We start from the raw sequence: 16,736 nt of genomic DNA on the forward strand, positions 1-16,736 counted from the left end.
ACGCGGAAGGGACCCTTGCTCCCTATCGGGCTCCAGACCCTCGGGGGGGACGGGCTCCCTTCCGCAACACCTTCATACCACCGTCGCATCAGACAGGGGGTTGGCAGAGATGAAGGAGAGGGAAAGAGCGGAACTCGGGTGATAGCCTCTCCGTATCGCGCGAGTTGGCTCGGCTTAGGACCCGTTAAACGGCTTGCGTGATGTGTCGCGGATTGATTCATTGGCGGCGGAGAAGCCGCGGATGAGCGACCTGTTCTGGCTGACCGACAAGCAAATGTAGCGGATCGTACCGTATGTTCCGTTGTCGCATGGCGTGCCGCGCGTAGATGAACGGCGGATCGTCAGCGGCATCATCTTCGTGATCCGCAACGGTTTGCGCTGGCGGGATGACCCAGCGGCGTACGGTTCGCCCAAAACGATCTGCAACTGCTTCATTCGCTGGAGCCAGATGGGCGTGTTCAACCGGCTCTTTGCCGGACTGGCGGCCGAGGACGGACCACCTATCAGTCGATGATCGATGCCACGCATCTGAAAGCGCACCGAACGACGGCCAGTCTGCTCAAAAAGGGGCTCTTGCCCGACGTATCGGGCGTACCAAAGGTTGCCTGACCTCCGAGCTGCACGCTATCTGCGATGACCGTGGTCGCCCGTGCGTCATGCTGCTTACCAAGGTTCCGATGAACGACTGCCAGGGAGCAGCCCTCATGTTCGAGGCGATGCAGCCCGCTCCGGTGCTGCTTACGGATCGCGACTATGATGCCGACTGGTTACGCCCAGCACTCGCCGCGTCCGTCATCTTCTGGATCAATCGATGAGGCCTGAACCCTGGTCCGATACTTTCTTTCTGACTTTACAGACGCATTCCCAATCCGATGCCGACCACCAGCGGGTCCAGCGAGACATTCACGCGCTGACGGCCCAGCGCTGCGTTGTCGAGGCGGGCGGTGGTATCGATGTCGATGTACTTGACATCGAGGTTCAGGAAGACCCGGCGAGTGATGTCTACATCGACGCCCGCTTGCGCTGCCCAGCCGACGCTGTCCTTCAGATGCACGCTGGTCGGCCCCACCGCCGCTTGCAGGCCGTCGGAGGCCGCCTCGTTCCAGAAGATCGTATAGTTGACGCCGGCACCGACATAGGGACGGACGTGGCGCATCGGCGAGAAATGATATTGGGCGGTGAGCGTTGGCGGCAGGACCCAGGTGGAGGCCAGCTTGCCGAGGCTGCCGGTCGTTCCCCGCATCGCGCTGATGGAATGCTTGGTGGTCGAGGCGATCAGTTCGAAGCCGAGGTGGTTCGTTGCCATATAGGTCGCGTCGACCTCCGGCATGATGCCGTTGTTGACCTTCACCGTCTCGCCGGGAAAGGCGGGGAGAATGCTGCCGGATCGCTCGTTTGGGGCGACCAGGATGGCACGGGCGCGGAACAGGACGTCGCCCGCGCGCACCCCGACCCGGGGCTGTACATCGGTGCGATCCTGGGCCGAAGCCGATGCGCCGATTCCCATTGCGCTGAGCGCGAGCAGGATGGCGGCGGTTCTGATGGCGGTCATCGTGTGTCTCCTGTGTCGGTACAGGAGGACCGATTAGGAGCGGACTTGGCCCGCCGCCTTGACCATCGACAAAGCCCGGTTTGACGGCGATCAAAGGCGCGTTCTCCCGGGTGGGGCACAGCATTCGCCATGTGGCCTTATCATCCCGAACTGCTCGCCCGGCCCGTGCCGCGCTACACCAGCTATCCCACCGCCGCCGAGTTTGGCGACGGGGTCGGTCATGACGACATGTCCGCCGCGCTCGATGCTGTCGATGCGGATGCGGACGTGTCGCTCTATCTACATATCCCCTATTGCCGGGCGATCTGCTGGTATTGCGGGTGCAACACCGGTGCGGCGAACCGGACGACGCGGCTGGAGAAGTATCTGACGCGGCTGCATGCCGAGATCGACAGGATTGCCGCCCGGCTGGAGGGGCGCGGACAAATCCGGCGGATTGCCTTTGGCGGGGGAAGTCCCAACGCCATTTCCCCGGGCGCCTTCGCGGCGCTGGTCGCGCATCTGCGCAGCGCCTTTGCCTGCGACGATGCACCGCTTTCGCTGGAGATCGATCCGCGTGGCTTCGCCTCGGACTGGGCGAGCGTCATAGCCGCGACCGGCGTCGCGCGGGTCAGCCTGGGCGTGCAGACCTTCGATCCCATGCTCCAGGCGGCAATCGGCCGGGTTCAGCCGTGCGAGGACATCGTCCGCGCCGTCGCGCTGTTGCGCGAGGCGGGGGTCGGATCGATCAACTTCGACCTGATGTACGGTCTGCCCGGACAGACCGACGCGGCGCTTCGGGCCACGCTGGAGGCAACGATCGCGCTGGCGCCCGAACGGCTGGCGGTCTTCGGCTATGCGCATGTCCCCCATTTGATTCTGCGCCAGCGCCGGATCGACGCGACCGCGCTCCCCGGCACTGCGGCGCGCTTCGCACAGGCCGCAGCGGCGCATGAACGATTGACGGCGGCGGGGTACCGGGCGGTCGGCTTCGATCACTTCGCCAAGCCCGACGATCCGCTGGCGCAGGCGGCGGCGAAGGGCACGCTGCGCCGCAATTTCCAGGGCTTCACCGACGATCCCGCCGACATCCTGATCGGCCTGGGGGCCAGCGCGATCAGCGGGTTTCCCGACCGCCTGCTTCAGAACGCTAAGAAGGCGGGCGATTGGCACCAGGCGATCGGCGCCGGTCGGTTCGCAACCACGCGGGGTATCCGTCGGACACCGCTCGACCGGCGGCGGGGCGCGGCGATTGCGGGGGTGCTGTGCCAAGGAGTCGCCGATACGGACGGCCTGCCCGAGCGCGACGCCATTCGGGCCCGGCTGTCCCGCTTCGAGCAGGCGGGGCTGCTCGGTTGGGACGGCCACCGCCTGCGCCTGACGGCCGACGCGCTGCCCTATGCCCGCAGCATCGCCGCCGCCTTCGACGCCTGGCGCAGCGAGGGCGACACGCGTTTCAGCCGTGCCGTCTGACCTGCCACCGCGCTGCGCCGCCTGTGCCGCGCGTGGCATGGCGCTGTGCGACGGACTGCGCGGCGCGGCGCTGGCCGCGCTTCACGATATCGGTCGCCGCCGCCGGTTGAGCGCCGGGCAGGCATTTGGCTGGAGCGGCGATCCGGCCAGTCACTGCGCCAATCTCGTCTCCGGCGTGCTCAAGGTATCGCGCGTGGAGGCGGATGGCGGCGTCCAGATCGTCGGGCTGCTCTATCCCGGCGATTTCGTCGGCATGCTCTTTGCCGAACGGTCGGTCGATACGATCGCGGCGCTGAGCGATGCCGATCTGTGCGTCTATCCGCGTGTGGCGCTGGAGGCGCTGCTCGTCCGCCATCCCGCCGCCGGGCGATTGCTGTTGCGTCGGACGATGGCGACGCTGGGGGAGGTGAGACGCTGGATGCCGATGCTGGCGCGCGCGCGGGCCGAGGCGCGGATCGCCGCGTTGTTGGTGGATATGGCGCGTCGGGGCGAGGTGGCACGGGACGAAGCGTTCCACCTGCCGCTGTCACGGGCCGCCATGGCGGAGGCGCTGGGCCTGGCGGTCGAGACGGTCAGCCGTCACATGACCGCGTTCCAACAGGACGGGCTGATCGCCCTATCTGGGCTGCGCGGCGTGCGCCTGCTCGATCCGGTCCGCCTGGCCCAGATCGCGGGTTAGGCGGCGGATCGGCGGGTTCCGCCACCCGCCGCCCATTGCCGATTGCACAGGGCCGACAGCACGGGGCGGTGGCTGACCAGTATCATCCCCTGCCCGGTCCGCTTCAACCGCGCGTCTAGGCGCCGCGCGACCTGCGCCGCGACCGCCGCATCCAGCCCTTCGCCCGGTTCGTCAAGCAGCAGCCAGGGCGCATCCGCCAGATAGGCCCGCGCCAGCGACATCCGCCGCCGCTCGCCGCCCGACAGCCGCGCCCCATCCTCGCCCAGCCATGTGTCCAGCCCCTCAGGCAAGGCGCGCACCACGTCGTCGAGCGCGGCGTCGTGTAACGCCTGCAACAGCCGGTCCTCGCTCGCCTGGTCATCGGCCAGCCGCAGATTGTCGCGGACCGTGCCCGCCATCAGCGCCGCGTCCTGCGGCGCCCAGGCGAAAGTCGCGCGCAGGGTGGCAGGGGCGAGGGCGGCGGCATCCCGCCCCCCGATCATGATCCGGTCGGGCGGAAGCGGGCGAAGACCTAGCAACCCCTCGACCAGAGTCGTCTTGCCGCAGCCCGATGGCCCCGTCAGGGCGATGCGGCTGCCCGGCGCAAATGGCGTGCCGTCGATCATGAGGGTCGCGTCGCACACTTCGTCCGCAGCCGGACGCTCTTCCGCCGCCGCGAACAGCGTTTCCAGCCGAGCTTCCGCCTCGCACAGCCGCCCCCGCTCGGTCATCGCGCGCAGGATCGGCGCGGTCGCATCGGCCGTCATCGCCGCCGCCAGCGCCGCCAGCGCCGCGATCGGGGCGCCTGCGCCCGCCGACAGGAGCAGCGCCGATGCCGCCGCCAGCGCGACACTGATCGCGTGCAGCGCCTCGAACCGGGCCACCACCGCCGCCTGCTGCGCCTGCGCCGCGGCGAGTCGATCGCTCGCCGCCGCGATCCGGGCGGTCGCCCAATCCTCCAGCGCGAAACAGCGGAGTTCCGCCGCCGCGCCGCCGATCGTCGCCACCTCCTCGCGCAAAGCTCCCATCGCCTGTTGCGCCGCGCGGCCGGGTTCCTCCAACCGGTGCGCCCAAACTTGGGCCAGACCGAGCGCTCCCCCGACACAGGCCAGCGTCGCGACCATGGCCAGCCATCCGCCGAGCAGCGTCAACGCCGCCCCCGACGCCAGCGCCGCCACGATACCCCAGGGCCCCGACAGCCGGACGAAACGCCATTCCACCGCATCGACATCGCCGATCAGCCGCGCGGTCGCCTCGCCCCGGCCGAGTGTCAGCGCCACCGAGGGCGGCGCGACGGTAAGCGCGCGGTAGAGCGCGGGCCGCAGCCGGGCGAGCGCACCGAAGGCCGCGCCATGGCTCGCCAGCCGCTCGCCATAGCGCGCGCCGGTTCGCATGATCGCCAGCAGCCGGATCATGGCGGAGGGCAGCATATAGTTGAACGCCTGTGCCGCCACGATCCCCGCGCCCCCCGCCAACGCGGCGGCGGTCAGGAACCAGCCCGACAAGGCGAGCAACAGCACCGAGGCGATAGCGACCAGCGCAGCGCAAAGGCCCGCCTGTCGCAAACGACGACGCTCCCGCCAGCGTTCGGCGGCGATCAGCCGGTGCAGTGTCATGCGCTATGTCCCAGATGAACAACGCGGGTCGCGATGGCGGCCAATGCGGGGCTATGCGTGGCGATCAGCGTCGTGCGCCCTTTCGCGGCGCGGGCGATGGTCGCGATGAGGGCGGCTTCGGCGGCGGCGTCGAGATGCGCGGTCGGCTCGTCGAGCAGCAGGAAGGGCGCGGGGTTGAGCAGCGCGCGGGCCAGCGCGATCCGCCGCCGCTCGCCGCCCGACAGCCCGCTGCCGCGCGTATCGAGCGTTGCATCAAGGCCACCCGGCCGGGCCGCGAGCATCCGCCCCAAGCCCGCCGCCGCGACCGCACGCTGGACCGCCAGTTCATCCGCTTGAGGATGGGCGAGCGTCAGATTGTCGCGGATCGAGCCCGCGATGAGCAGGGGATGCTGCCCCGCCCAACTCGCCTGCCCCGCCAGTGAGGTGAGCGGGACACCGCCCGCCTCGACAATTCCCGCAGATAACGGCGCGAGGCCCAGCAGTAGATGCAGGAGACTGGTCTTGCCGCTGCCTGAGGGGCCAAGCAGCGCCACCGTCTCGCCCGCCTCGATCCACAGCGACACGCGCGAGACGGCCGGGGCATCGCTGCCCGGATACCGGATGGCGACATCGCGCAGAATGAGCGGGGCCGCGACGCGGACCACGGGCACAGGTGCCGGTTCGGCCAGGGGCATCAGCGTGTCGGCGGCCGTCTCCGCCGCCTGCTTGTCGTGATAGGCCGCGGCCAGGCGGCGCATCGGGGCGTAGAATTCCGGTGCGAGCGCCAGCACGAAGAATGCCCGCCCGAGGGTCAGCGTCTCGGGCGCGGCGAAGGGCAGCAGGCCGAGCAAGGCAAAGCCGCAATAGACCGCAACCAGCGCGACCGAGAGCGCCGCGAAGAACTCCAGCGCGGCGGAGGACAGGAACGCCACCCGGAGGATCCGCATGGTCCGCTCAGCCAGTTCCTGCGCCGCCGCGCCGATCGCCTCGGTCTCGCGTGTCTCGGCGCGAAAGGCCAGCACGACCGGCAAGCTGCGCACCCGGTCGGCGAAGCGGGCCGACAGGCGGTGAAGGGCGACGAACTGCCGCCGCGACTCGTCAGCCGCCGCGCCGCCCGCCAGGATCATTGCCGCCACGAACGGCAACAGGGTGGCTGCGAGAATGGCCGCCGCCACCCAGCTGGCACAGGCGGTCGCAGCGAGGACCAGCATCGGCGCAATGGCGGCGGCCCGGCGTGCGGGCAGGAAACGCGCGACATAGCCGTCCAGCGCCTCGACCGCATCCACCGCTTGGGTCGCCAACAGGCCGCTATCGATCGGGCCATCCGGCTTGCGACGCAGCGTGGCGGCCACGGCGCGAAGCCGCTGCGCCCGCTTGACCGCCCCCGCCCCCGCCCTCACCGCGCCTCGCCGCAACGCCAGGGTCGCCAACACCGCACGCAATGCCCCCATGCCGAGCATCAGCACGGCCCAGGGCCACGCCGCCCCCTGCCCCGCCACCGCCGTCACGCCGCCCGCGATCCCCGCCGCGAAACCGATCGCCGCCAGCGTGTCGAACAACAACAGGCCCGCCACGCCGTCACGCCGCCCGGCCACGTCCTTCAACCAGCGGCTGCGCGCCTTGGGTGTCGGGGGAGCATGGGCGATCGTCGTCATGCCGCGACGGTCGCCCTGACCGCCCCCATAGTCTTTGACCGCGGTCAATGTCGGCGCCGGATGGCAGGCCTAGCGAGTCGATCGACAAGGGGCCGGGGGGCGGCTCCTTTTATGGAGACATGCCATGGACCCCGGCGTCGTAGACCTGTCGCGACTGCAATTCGCGGCGACCGCCTTGTATCACTTCCTGTTCGTGCCACTGACGCTCGGCCTTTCGATGATGCTGGTCATCATGGAGTCGGTCTATGTCATGACCAACCGCGCGGAATGGCGCGTGACCACGCGATTTTGGGGCAAGATCTTCGGCATCAACTTCGTGCTGGGCGTCGCCACGGGCCTGACCATGGAGTTCCAGTTCGGCACCAACTGGTCCTATTTCTCGCATTATGTCGGCGACATCTTCGGTGCGCCGCTGGCGATCGAGGGGCTGATGGCCTTCTTTCTGGAGGCGACGTTCGTCGGCCTGATGTTCTTCGGCTGGGACCGTTTGTCGAAACTCGGCCATCTGATCGTCACCTTCATGGTCGCGCTAGGCACCAATTTGTCGGCGCTGTGGATTCTGATCGCCAATGGCTGGATGCAGAATCCGGTCGGCGCCAGCTTCAATCCCGATACGATGCGCATGGAGGTCGGTGATTTCGGCGCGGTGCTGTTCAACCCGGTGGCGCAGGCCAAGTTCGTCCACACGGTCAGCGCAGGCTATGTCTGCGCCTCGGTCGTGGTGCTGGGCGTGTCGGCCTTCTGGCTGCTCAAGGGCCGGTTCCTGCCGGTCGCGCGCCGGTCGATGACGGTGGCGGCGGCGTTCGGCCTCGCCTCCTCGCTGTCGGTCGTCGTGCTGGGTGACGAGAGCGGCTATGCGCTGACCGACAACCAGAAGATGAAGCTCGCCGCGATCGAGGCGGTCTGGCACACCGAGCCCGGCCCCTCGGGCCTGACGCTGTTCGGCTATCCCGACACCGTCGCGCGCGAGACACGGTACAAGGTTGAAATTCCCTGGCTGCTCGGCCTGATCGCGACGCGCAGCCTGGACGGCACCGTCACCGGCATGTCCGAACTGGTGCTGAGGGCGCAGGAGCGGATCGCCTCGGGCGTGATCGCCTATGACGCGGTCCAGCGGCTGAAGGCGAACCCGAACGACCTTGCCCAGCGCGCCCGGTTCGAGGCACACAAGCGCGACCTGGGTTATGCCCTGCTGCTCAAGCGTCAGATGGCCGATCCGCGCGCCGCAACGGCGAAGCAGATCGAGGCGGCGGCCTGGGACACGGTGCCCGATGTCGGCCTGCTCTTCTGGAGCTTCCGCATCATGGCGCTGATCGGCTTTGCGATGATCGCGCTGTTCGCCACCGCCTTCATTCTGTGTTCGCTCAGGATGCACATGGATTCGCGCTGGTTCCTCCGCCTCACGGTGGCGGCGATCCCGCTGCCCTGGATCGCGATCGAGTTGGGCTGGGTGGTCGCCGAGCTGGGGCGCCAGCCTTGGGCGATCGAGGGCGTGCTGCCGACCTTCCTGGCGACCAGCTCGCTGTCACGCGGGGCGCTGTGGACCACGCTGGCGGGCTTTACCGCGCTCTACGGGGTGCTGGCGGTGATCGAGGTCCGGCTGATCCTCGCCGCCATCGCGCACGGCCCGGAGGAACGGGACGACCAGCCCGCGCCCGGCCCCATCCCCGCCTGAAGGAGGCCAGGACATGTTCGATTATGAGATGTTGCGCCTGATCTGGTGGGCGCTGCTGGGTGTGCTGCTGATCGGCTTTGCGCTGACCGACGGGTTCGACCTGGGCGTCGCCGCCCTCCTCCCCTTCGTCGCGCGGAGCGATGCCGAGCGGCGGATGGTCATCAACTCGATCGGGCCGACCTGGGAGGGAAACCAGGTCTGGTTCATCCTGGGCGGCGGCGCGATCTTCGCGGCTTGGCCGTTCGTCTATGCGGTCAGCTTTTCGGGCTTCTACCTCGCGATGTTCCTGGTACTGGCTGCGCTGATCCTGCGGCCGGTGGGGTTCAAATATCGCTCGAAGCGGCCGGACCCGGCTTGGCGCACCCGTTGGGACTGGGCCCTGTTCGTCGGCGGCCTCGTCCCCGCGCTCGTTTTCGGCGTCGCGGTCGGCAATGTGCTGCTCGGCGCGCCCTTCCGCCTGGATGGCGATCTGCGCGCCTTTTACGATGGCACTTTGCTCGGGCTGTTCACGCCCTTCACGCTGGTCTGCGGTCTGTTGTCGGTGGCGATGCTGGTGCTGCACGGCGCGGCATGGCTGTCGATCAAGGTCGAACATGGTCCCGTCCATGACCGGGCGCGGGCGTTCGGGACGCTGGCGGCCATCGCCTCCATCCTGTTGTTCGCGGTCGGCTTCGCCTTCGTCGCATGGGGCGATATCGGCTACCGGATTGTCGGCGCAGTCGATCCGCTCGGCCCGTCCAACCCCTTGCGCATGACGGCGGAGCAAGCGGGCGGCGCATGGCTCGACAATTATGCGACCTATCCGTGGATGATGGCGCTGCCCGCGCTGGGCTTTGCCGGGGCCGCGTTGGCGCTGGTCGGCATCCGCAGCGGTCGCGAAGCCCTGGCCTTTGCCGGATCGTCGCTCGCCGCGATGGGGATCATCGCCACCGTCGGCTGCGCGATGTTCCCCTTCATCCTGCCGTCCAGCATCGATGCGCATAGCAGCCTGACGGTGTGGAACGCCTCGTCTACACAGAAGACGCTGGGCATCATGCTCTTCGTCACCATCGTCTTCCTGCCGATCGTGCTCGCCTACACCGCCTGGGCCTATCGGGTGATGTTCGGCCGCGTGACGGCGGACGCGGTGCGTACCAATCCCGACTTCTACTGAGAAAGGAACGACCCATGTGGTATTTTTCCTGGGTCCTGGGCCTCGGCCTGGCGATCGGCTTCGGCATCCTCAACGGCATCTGGCACGAATTCCATCTGCCGCAGGAAGATGACGTGTCGCCGCGACCCTGACAGATAGGACAATCCGTCCGACGACAGGGGATCATGGCCGCGCTATAGGGCAAGGCCATGATCCCGAACGACATCTGTGCCGATTGCGCGGTGCGCGACCGGGCCTTGTGCGGCAACCTGGACGACCGGGAACTGCTCGCCCTGAACGCCATCGGCCAGCGCCGCCGGGTCGCACGTGGCCAGACCATCGCCTGGGCAGGCGACGAGGCGGTGATCTGCGGCAACCTGCTGACAGGCGTGCTGAAACTGGTCGCTGCGACCGCCGATGGCCGCGAGCAGACGGTCGGCCTCCTCTATCCCGCCGATTTCTTCGGGCAGCCCTATGCGGGCGATGTCGACTTCACCCTGACCGCGCTGACCGAGGCGGAGCTGTGCGTCTTCCCCCGCGCCGCCTTCGAGCGGGTGCTGGAGGATCATCAGCGCATGGAGCGCCTGTTGCTCCAGCGGACCTTCGAATCGCTGAACGAGGCGCGCGGGCGGATGCTGGTGCTGGCGCGCAAATCGGCAGGGGAGAAGCTGGCGGGCTTCCTGCTCGACATGGCGGCGCGCGCCGGGGCCAGCGGGTGCCGGGCCAGCCGCGACGGGCCGGTGACGTTCGACCTGCCGCTGACGCGCGGGCAGATCGCCGATGTGCTGGGCATGACGATCGAGACGGTCAGCCGCCAGCTGACCCGGATGAAACAGAGCGGGTTGATCGGCCTGCCCGGTGGCCGCGCCATCACGATCAGCGACCGTGAGGCGCTGGCGGCACGCGCCGAGGCGGCATAGGGCCTGATCCAGCAAAGCCGGATCAGGGCGGCACCGGCCCACGTCAGTGGAACAGACTCTAAGCCGCCAGACTCTCCGCCAGCGCATCGACCAGCAGGCCGCGCGCCTCCGGGGTCAGCCGATACCCGGCCAGCGCGATGATGGCCAGTTGCTCGAAATCGACCGCGCGGCGACAACCGTTGAAGAAGCTGCGCAGCATATGGCCCAGCGTCTCGGGCGCGGCGAAGGCATCCGCCTCGGCAAAGGCCGTGACCAGTTCGCGCGCCGCCGCCGCATCCGCCTCATGCCGGTGGCGGACATGGTCGAGGAGCGTGTCGGTGAGCGGATCGGCCCGCCCGTTGGACAGCATTGCCTCCAGATAGACGCCATCCGCCTGCTCGCCGCGCGTCACCAGCGCCTCCAGGGCCTGCAGGAACAGCGTCATGGTCGGACCATCGGGACGATCGGGCAAGGCGTCGGCCATCGCTTCCGCCTGCCCGCATAGCGCCAGCCGACGACGATGCTCCTGAAGCAGGCGGATCAGGTCGATTTCCTGAATGACGTGCCAGCGCCGCGCGAACGGCACGACGCTGCCTTGAAGCGGGTTGCGATCCATCGCGGGTCTTCTCCTTCGCTCCCCTGATGACGAAGGGTGTTGGCCCCCACATTGACGATAGTCAAAGCGCCGTGCCGCAGCCCTCAGCGCTGACGGACGAGGTGCCGGTGGATGGTGCTGCGATGCACACCCAGTTGCCGCGCCGCCGCCGAGACATTGCCGTCATGCGCCGCCAGCGCCGCGTCAATCGCCTCGGCCCGCTCGTCGGCCAGCGGGCGTGCGACGGACAGTTCGATGCCGCCACCCCGAACATCGGCATCCCAGCCGCCGATCAGGGTCGCGCCGTTGGCCAGGCGCAATCGGCCCCGCGCCGCCTGCCCTTTCATGTCCACCAGCTCGCCAAGCGCCGCATCGTCCAGCGCCTCCCAGCTGCGCCCGACCAGCGAAAGCCCGCGCCGGTTGGCGGCGACCAGCCTTTCGTCGCGGAACACCAATATCCCCTCGCGCGCGGTGCCCAGCATCGCGGCATCGTCATGCATCCGCAGCACGCGGCAATCGGCGAAGCGGTCGCGGAACAGCCGATGCTCGATCTGGTCGACCGCCAGCCGGATCAACCCCAGCGCATGGCCATGGCCGCTGGCCGATGGTCCCGAAATGTCGAGCGCGCCGACGATCGCGCCGCGCGGGTCGAGGATTGGCGTCGCGGCGCAACTCAGCACCGCATGTTCGGCAAAGAAATGCTCGGGGCCATGGACGGCGATCGGGCGACGCTCGGCAATGGCGGTGCCGATCGCGTTGGTCCCGGTGCTCGCCTCGGTCCAGGAGACACCGGGCCTGAGCGCCACCTGCGCCGCGCGGGACAGGAAGCCGGTGTCGCCGATCGTGTCGAGGATCATGCCGTCCGCGTCGGCTAGGATCACGACGCTACCCGTCTCGCGCGCCTCGCCCGCCAGCATCTCCAGCTCGGGGCGGCACAGGCGACGTAGCGACTCGCGTCGCTGGCGCAACGCATGGAGTTCGCTTTCGGCCAGCGGACCGCCGCCATGAAGCCGTCCCTGCGCCAGCCCCATGTCGGTGCAGCGCAACCAGGATCGCAGCACCGGCTGGCGCACGGTTTCGAGGGGCAATTGCCCCTCGTCGAAATAGGCGCGTCGCCCCTGCTCTATACCGGCGCCGTCCATCGCCGCATCCTTCTCCAACTGTCGCAAGTTGCGACACCGGCACGTCTTTCGCGTCGCGCCATGCGACACATGCTACGCCTCGGCCCCGGAAAGTCCACCACGTCGCCGACACTTCGTCGCGGATCGTCTTGCCCTTGTCCGGGTACGGGCAGAGCCTTGGGTCATAACAGACCAAGGAGAGAGTTCGTGACGATCCAGGACGCCATAAAAGCGCGCAAAGCGCCGTTCAAGCAGCGCTATGCCAATTTCATCGGCGGCCGCTGGGTCGATCCGGTCGAGGGGCGCTGGTTCGACAACCGATCCCCCATTGATGGGCAGGTCATCTGTCAGGTCGCGCGCAGCCAGGCGGCCGATGTCGAACTGGCACTGGATGCCGCGCACGAGGCCAAGGACGGCTGGGGTCGCACCAGCGTCGCCGAACGCGCGCTGATCCTGCACCGCATCGCCGACCGGATGGAGGAGAATCTGTCCCTGCTCGCCACCGCCGAGACCTGGGACAATGGCAAGCCGATCCGCGAGACGACCGCCGCCGATCTGCCCCTCGCCATCGACCATTTCCGTTACTTCGCAGGCTGCATCCGCGCGCAGGAAGGCGGCATTTCGGAGATCGACCACGACACGGTCGCCTATCACTTCCACGAGCCGCTGGGCGTCGTCGGGCAGATCATCCCGTGGAACTTTCCGTTGCTGATGGCCTGCTGGAAACTCGCGCCCGCGCTGGCGGCGGGCAATTGTGTGGTGCTGAAACCCGCCGAGCAGACCCCCGCCTCGATCATGGTGCTGGCCGAACTGATCGGCGACCTGCTGCCCGAGGGCGTGCTCAACATCGTCAACGGCTATGGCGTGGAGGCGGGCAAGCCGCTCGCGCAGAACCCGCGCATCGCCAAGATCGCCTTTACCGGCGAAACGACGACCGGGCAGCTCATCATGTCCTATGCGTCGGAAAACCTGATCCCGGTCACGCTGGAGTTGGGCGGGAAGAGCCCCAACATCTTCTTTTCCGACGTGGCCGCCGAGGACGATGATTATCTCGACAAGGCGATCGAGGGCTTCGCCATGTTCGCGCTCAACCAGGGCGAAGTCTGCACCTGCCCCAGCCGCGCGCTAGTCCATGAATCCATCTATGACCGCTTCATGGAAAAGGCGGTCGCGCGGGTCGAGGTGATGATCCAGGGCGATCCGCTCGACCCCGCCACCATGGTCGGCGCGCAGGCCTCGCTGGAGCAGATGGATAAGATCCTCGGCTATCTCGACATCGGCCGCGACGAAGGCGCGAAGGTGCTAACCGGCGGCACGCGCAACCGGCCCGAGGGGCTGGAGGGCTATTACGTCAAGCCGACTGTGCTCAGCGGCCACAACAGGATGCGCGTGTTTCAGGAGGAAATCTTCGGCCCTGTCGTCTCGGTCGCGACCTTCAAGGACGATGAGGAAGCGCTGCGCATCGCCAACGACACCCTCTACGGCCTGGGCGCGGGCGTATGGACGCGCGACGGCACGCGTGCCTACCGCATGGGCCGGGCGATCCAGGCGGGCCGGGTGTGGACCAACTGCTACCACGCCTATCCGGCGCACGCGGCGTTCGGCGGCTACAAGCGGTCGGGCATCGGTCGCGAGACGCATCGGATGATGCTCGATCACTATCAGCAGACCAAGAATCTGCTGGTCAGCTATTCGGCCAAGAAGCTCGGCTTCTTTTGACGGCGGTCAAGGCAGGGACCGGCGCGGGCGCCCATCCCTGCCCCATCATCATCCGACAGGAGAAACACCATGGCGAAGACGATGAAGGCCGCCGTCGTGCGCGCGTTCGGCCAACCCCTGACCATCGACGAAGTCTCCGTGCCGGAGGTTGGCGACGGCCTGATCCAGGTCGCGATCCAGGCGTCCGGCGTATGTCATACCGATCTGCATGCCGCCGAAGGCGACTGGCCGGTCAAGCCCAACCCGCCCTTCATTCCGGGGCATGAGGGCGTCGGCTATGTCTCGGCGGTCGGCAAGGGTGTGAAGCACATCAAGGAAGGCGATCGGGTCGGCGTGCCCTGGCTCTACACCGCCTGCGGCCACTGCGTGCACTGCCTGGGTGGGTGGGAGACGCTGTGCGAAAGCCAGCTCAATACCGGCTATTCGGTCAATGGCGGCTTTGCCGATTATGTCATCGCCGACCCGAATTTCGTCGGCCATCTGCCCGCCAATATCGGCTTCACCGAAATCGCGCCAGTACTGTGCGCCGGGGTGACGGTCTATAAGGGGCTGAAGATGACCGATACCAAGCCGGGCGACACAGTCGTCATCTCCGGCATTGGCGGGCTTGGCCACATGGCGGTGCAATATGCGGTCGCCATGGGGCTGAATGTCGCGGCGGTCGATGTCGACGACGCCAAGCTGGACCTTGCCCGGCGGCTGGGCGCGAAGGTCACCGTCAACGTGCGAACCGAGGCGGACCCGGCGGCGGCGATCAAGCGCGAGACCGGCGGCGGGGCGCAGGGCGCATTGGTGACGGCGGTCAGCGAAAAGGCGTTCGCCCAGGCCGTGGGCATGGTGGCGCGCGGCGGCACCGTCGCGCTCAACGGCCTGCCGCCGGGTGACTTTCCGCTCAACATCTTCGGGCTGGTGCTGAACGGCATCACGGTGCGCGGCTCGATCGTCGGCACCCGGCTGGACCTGCAAGAGTCGCTCGACTTCGCTGCCGACGGCAAGGTCAAGGCAACCGTCGCCACCGCCCCGCTCGCCGAGGTCAACCAAGTGTTCGACCGAATGCGCCGTGGCCAGATCGAGGGTCGCATCGTCCTCGACCTGGCGGCCTGAAATCGCGGCGGGCGGTGGCTCCGGCCCCGCCCGCCAGCGTTGGAGAAACAATGACCGGTCGTATCGCCTGTGCCGCCCTTCGTTCGCGTATCACCGATGCCGACACCGCCGCCGCCCTGATCCGCCCCGGCGAAACGGTGGCGACCAGCGGCTTCACCGGCTCCGGCTATGCCAAGATGGTGCCCCAGGCGCTGGCCAGGCGCATCGCCGACTCCCACGGCGCGGGGCATCCGTTCCGCGTCAATCTGTGGACCGGCGCCTCGACCGGCCCCGAACTGGACGGCGCGCTGGCGGCGGTCGACGGTATCGCCCAGCGTCTGCCCTATAGCGGCGACCCGGTTGCGCGCGAGAAGATCAACCGGGGCGAGATCGACTATCTTGACATGCACCTCAGCCAGGTCGCGCCAATGGCCTGGGAGGGCGTGCTCGGCCCGCTCGACACCGCGATCGTCGAGGTATCGGGCATCCGCGCCGATGGGTCTCTCATCCCCTCGTCGTCGGTCGGCAACAACAAGACGTGGTTGGACCGCGCGAGCCGGGTCATTCTGGAGGTCAATCGCTGGCAAGACGCGGCGCTGGAGGGGATGCACGACATCTATTACGGCACCCGCCTGCCACCCGAACGCGTGCCGATCCCGCTGGTCCGGCCGGACGACCGGATCGGAACGCCCTATCTAGCCTGCGATCCCGACAAGATCGTCGCCATCGTCGAAACCGAGGCACCCGACCGCAACCTGCCCTTCGCCGCGCCCGACGACACCGCACACGCCATTGCCGGGCACGTCATCGAATTCCTGGCCCATGAGGTATCGCGCGGACGCTTGCCCCCTGCCCTGCTGCCAATCCAGTCGGGCGTCGGCAATATCGCCAATGCGGTGCTATCCAGTCTGGTCGATGCGCCGTTCGACCCGATGACCGCCTATACCGAGGTGATCCAGGACGGGATGCTCGACCTGCTCGATGCCGGGCGCCTGCGCATGGCCTCCGCCACCGCCTTTTCGCTCAGCCCGCAGGCAGCGGCGCGGCTCAATGCCAACATGACCGCGTACCGGGACCGTATGATCCTGCGCCCGCAGGAGATCAGCAACCATCCCGAACTCGTCCGCCGCCTGGGGTGCATCGCGATGAACGGCCTCATCGAGGCGGACATCTATGGCAACGTCAACTCGACGCTGGTGATGGGATCGCGCATCCAGAACGGCATCGGCGGATCGGGCGATTTCGCGCGCAACGCCTATGTGTCGATCTTCATGACGCCCTCGACCGCAAAAGGCGGCAAGATTTCCGCCATCGTGCCGCAGGCTTCGCATGTCGATCATATCATGCAGGACGTACAGGTGATCGTCACCGAACAGGGGCTGGCCGACCTGCGCGGCCTGTCGCCCCGCCAGCGTGCCAAGGCCGTGATCGAGCGCTGCGCGCATCCCGATTATCGTCCCATGCTCGCCGATTATGCCATGCGCGCCGAGGGCGGGTCTTATGGCCTTCATGCCCCCTCGCTCCCCGCCAAAGCGCTGTCCTGGCATCGTCGTTATATGGAAACGGGAACGATGTTGCCGTCTTGACGATGGTCAATGTC

The 16,736-nt window shown here is 67.9% G+C and carries 16 protein-coding genes; 10 read left to right on the forward strand and 6 right to left on the reverse strand.

Going from position 1 to position 16,736, the window contains the following annotated elements:
• Positions 1 to 174 precede the first annotated feature (174 nt).
• Positions 175 to 528: a hypothetical protein gene (locus GGR48_RS18210; protein WP_240455874.1), complete on the reverse strand. Its 354-nt coding sequence runs from the start codon at positions 526 to 528 to the stop codon at positions 175 to 177.
• A gap of 128 nt (positions 529 to 656) precedes the next feature.
• Here GGR48_RS18210 and GGR48_RS17965 point away from each other — a divergent pair, with 128 nt between their 5' ends.
• Positions 657 to 815 carry a hypothetical protein gene (locus tag GGR48_RS17965; protein WP_206362411.1) on the forward strand — a complete coding sequence of 53 codons (159 nt, stop codon included), beginning with the start codon at positions 657 to 659 and terminating at the stop codon, positions 813 to 815.
• A gap of 35 nt (positions 816 to 850) precedes the next feature.
• Here GGR48_RS17965 and GGR48_RS15305 read toward each other — a convergent pair whose 3' ends face one another.
• Positions 851 to 1,552, reverse strand: coding sequence for an OmpW/AlkL family protein (locus GGR48_RS15305; protein ID WP_183952717.1), 702 nt, complete (start codon positions 1,550 to 1,552; stop codon positions 851 to 853).
• Positions 1,553 to 1,681: 129 nt separating this feature from the next.
• Here GGR48_RS15305 and hemN point away from each other — a divergent pair, with 129 nt between their 5' ends.
• Positions 1,682 to 3,004 (forward strand): oxygen-independent coproporphyrinogen III oxidase, encoded by a 1,323-nt coding sequence (hemN, locus tag GGR48_RS15310; RefSeq protein WP_183952718.1) that lies wholly within the window; start codon positions 1,682 to 1,684, stop codon positions 3,002 to 3,004.
• Positions 2,994 to 3,683, forward strand: a complete 690-nt coding sequence (locus GGR48_RS18335) for a Crp/Fnr family transcriptional regulator (RefSeq protein WP_338110472.1) — start codon at positions 2,994 to 2,996, stop codon at positions 3,681 to 3,683. The genes hemN and GGR48_RS18335 overlap by 11 nt, the downstream gene beginning before the upstream one ends.
• On the opposite strand, the gene GGR48_RS15320 is transcribed toward GGR48_RS18335, so the two are convergent.
• Together GGR48_RS15320 and cydD are read right to left on the reverse strand one after the other, a co-directional pair.
• Entirely contained in the window at positions 3,680 to 5,278 is a 1,599-nt protein-coding gene (locus GGR48_RS15320; protein WP_183952719.1) for an amino acid ABC transporter ATP-binding/permease protein, read from the reverse strand. The genes GGR48_RS18335 and GGR48_RS15320 overlap by 4 nt on opposite strands.
• Positions 5,275 to 6,912, reverse strand: coding sequence for a thiol reductant ABC exporter subunit CydD (gene cydD / locus GGR48_RS15325; protein WP_183952720.1), 1,638 nt, complete (start codon positions 6,910 to 6,912; stop codon positions 5,275 to 5,277). The genes GGR48_RS15320 and cydD overlap by 4 nt, the downstream gene beginning before the upstream one ends.
• 124 nt (positions 6,913 to 7,036) lie before the next feature.
• On the opposite strand from cydD, the gene GGR48_RS15330 reads away from it, so the two are divergent.
• Genes GGR48_RS15330 through GGR48_RS15345 form a run of 4 tightly spaced genes read left to right on the forward strand, consistent with a single transcriptional unit; the run spans position 7,037 to position 10,639 of the window.
• A complete protein-coding gene (locus tag GGR48_RS15330; RefSeq protein WP_183952721.1) occupies positions 7,037 to 8,587 on the forward strand; it encodes a cytochrome ubiquinol oxidase subunit I in 1,551 nt (516 codons plus the stop codon).
• Between the two features lie 13 nt (positions 8,588 to 8,600).
• Positions 8,601 to 9,740: a cytochrome d ubiquinol oxidase subunit II gene (cydB, locus tag GGR48_RS15335; RefSeq protein WP_183952722.1), complete on the forward strand. Its 1,140-nt coding sequence runs from the start codon at positions 8,601 to 8,603 to the stop codon at positions 9,738 to 9,740.
• Between the two features lie 14 nt (positions 9,741 to 9,754).
• Complete coding sequence (gene cydX, locus GGR48_RS15340) at positions 9,755 to 9,871, forward strand: cytochrome bd-I oxidase subunit CydX (RefSeq protein ID WP_183952723.1); 117 nt, start codon at positions 9,755 to 9,757, stop codon at positions 9,869 to 9,871.
• Between the two features lie 57 nt (positions 9,872 to 9,928).
• Positions 9,929 to 10,639 carry a Crp/Fnr family transcriptional regulator gene (locus tag GGR48_RS15345; RefSeq protein WP_183952724.1) on the forward strand — a complete coding sequence of 237 codons (711 nt, stop codon included), beginning with the start codon at positions 9,929 to 9,931 and terminating at the stop codon, positions 10,637 to 10,639.
• A gap of 58 nt (positions 10,640 to 10,697) precedes the next feature.
• Here the strand turns inward: GGR48_RS15345 and GGR48_RS15350 are convergent, their stop codons facing one another.
• Both GGR48_RS15350 and GGR48_RS15355 read right to left on the reverse strand, forming a co-directional pair.
• Positions 10,698 to 11,234, reverse strand: a complete 537-nt coding sequence (locus GGR48_RS15350) for a hypothetical protein (RefSeq protein ID WP_183952725.1) — start codon at positions 11,232 to 11,234, stop codon at positions 10,698 to 10,700.
• 83 nt (positions 11,235 to 11,317) lie between these two features.
• Positions 11,318 to 12,382, reverse strand: a complete 1,065-nt coding sequence (locus GGR48_RS15355; protein WP_244954869.1) for a sigma-54-dependent Fis family transcriptional regulator — start codon at positions 12,380 to 12,382, stop codon at positions 11,318 to 11,320.
• 159 nt (positions 12,383 to 12,541) lie between these two features.
• Here GGR48_RS15355 and adh point away from each other — a divergent pair, with 159 nt between their 5' ends.
• The 3 genes from adh (at position 12,542) to GGR48_RS15370 (ending at position 16,722) form a co-directional block, all read left to right on the forward strand.
• Positions 12,542 to 14,053: an aldehyde dehydrogenase gene (adh, locus tag GGR48_RS15360; protein ID WP_183952727.1), complete on the forward strand. Its 1,512-nt coding sequence runs from the start codon at positions 12,542 to 12,544 to the stop codon at positions 14,051 to 14,053.
• A gap of 69 nt (positions 14,054 to 14,122) precedes the next feature.
• On the forward strand, positions 14,123 to 15,157 hold the full coding sequence (gene adhP / locus GGR48_RS15365) for an alcohol dehydrogenase AdhP (protein ID WP_183952728.1): 1,035 nt from the start codon (positions 14,123 to 14,125) through the stop codon (positions 15,155 to 15,157).
• A 50-nt stretch (positions 15,158 to 15,207) separates the two neighbouring features.
• The gene (locus GGR48_RS15370; RefSeq protein WP_183952729.1) at positions 15,208 to 16,722 is read left to right on the forward strand and encodes a succinyl-CoA:acetate CoA-transferase ScpC; all 1,515 of its coding nucleotides are present in this window, start codon (positions 15,208 to 15,210) and stop codon (positions 16,720 to 16,722) included.
• Positions 16,723 to 16,736 lie beyond the last annotated feature (14 nt).

This window comes from Sphingomonas pseudosanguinis, from assembly GCF_014196255.1.
In the GTDB taxonomy this organism is placed as follows: Bacteria; Pseudomonadota; Alphaproteobacteria; order Sphingomonadales; family Sphingomonadaceae; genus Sphingomonas; species Sphingomonas pseudosanguinis.

Bases quoted from the DNA above. Each gene is read 5' to 3' on its own strand.
- cydX (WP_183952723.1), top strand. From the start codon at position 9,755: ATGTGGTATTTTTCCTGGGTCCTGGGCCTCGGCCTGGCGATCGGCTTC.
- GGR48_RS15305 (WP_183952717.1), bottom strand. From the start codon at position 1,552: ATGACCGCCATCAGAACCGCCGCCATCCTGCTCGCGCTCAGCGCAATG.
- GGR48_RS15350 (WP_183952725.1), bottom strand. From the start codon at position 11,234: ATGGATCGCAACCCGCTTCAAGGCAGCGTCGTGCCGTTCGCGCGGCGC.
- hemN (WP_183952718.1), top strand. From the start codon at position 1,682: ATGTGGCCTTATCATCCCGAACTGCTCGCCCGGCCCGTGCCGCGCTAC.
- cydD (WP_183952720.1), bottom strand. From the start codon at position 6,912: ATGACGACGATCGCCCATGCTCCCCCGACACCCAAGGCGCGCAGCCGC.
- GGR48_RS18210 (WP_240455874.1), bottom strand. From the start codon at position 528: ATGCGTGGCATCGATCATCGACTGATAGGTGGTCCGTCCTCGGCCGCC.
- GGR48_RS15330 (WP_183952721.1), top strand. From the start codon at position 7,037: ATGGACCCCGGCGTCGTAGACCTGTCGCGACTGCAATTCGCGGCGACC.
- cydB (WP_183952722.1), top strand. From the start codon at position 8,601: ATGTTCGATTATGAGATGTTGCGCCTGATCTGGTGGGCGCTGCTGGGT.
- GGR48_RS15345 (WP_183952724.1), top strand. From the start codon at position 9,929: ATGATCCCGAACGACATCTGTGCCGATTGCGCGGTGCGCGACCGGGCC.
- GGR48_RS15320 (WP_183952719.1), bottom strand. From the start codon at position 5,278: ATGACACTGCACCGGCTGATCGCCGCCGAACGCTGGCGGGAGCGTCGT.
- adhP (WP_183952728.1), top strand. From the start codon at position 14,123: ATGGCGAAGACGATGAAGGCCGCCGTCGTGCGCGCGTTCGGCCAACCC.
- GGR48_RS15370 (WP_183952729.1), top strand. From the start codon at position 15,208: ATGACCGGTCGTATCGCCTGTGCCGCCCTTCGTTCGCGTATCACCGAT.
- GGR48_RS17965 (WP_206362411.1), top strand. From the start codon at position 657: ATGCTGCTTACCAAGGTTCCGATGAACGACTGCCAGGGAGCAGCCCTC.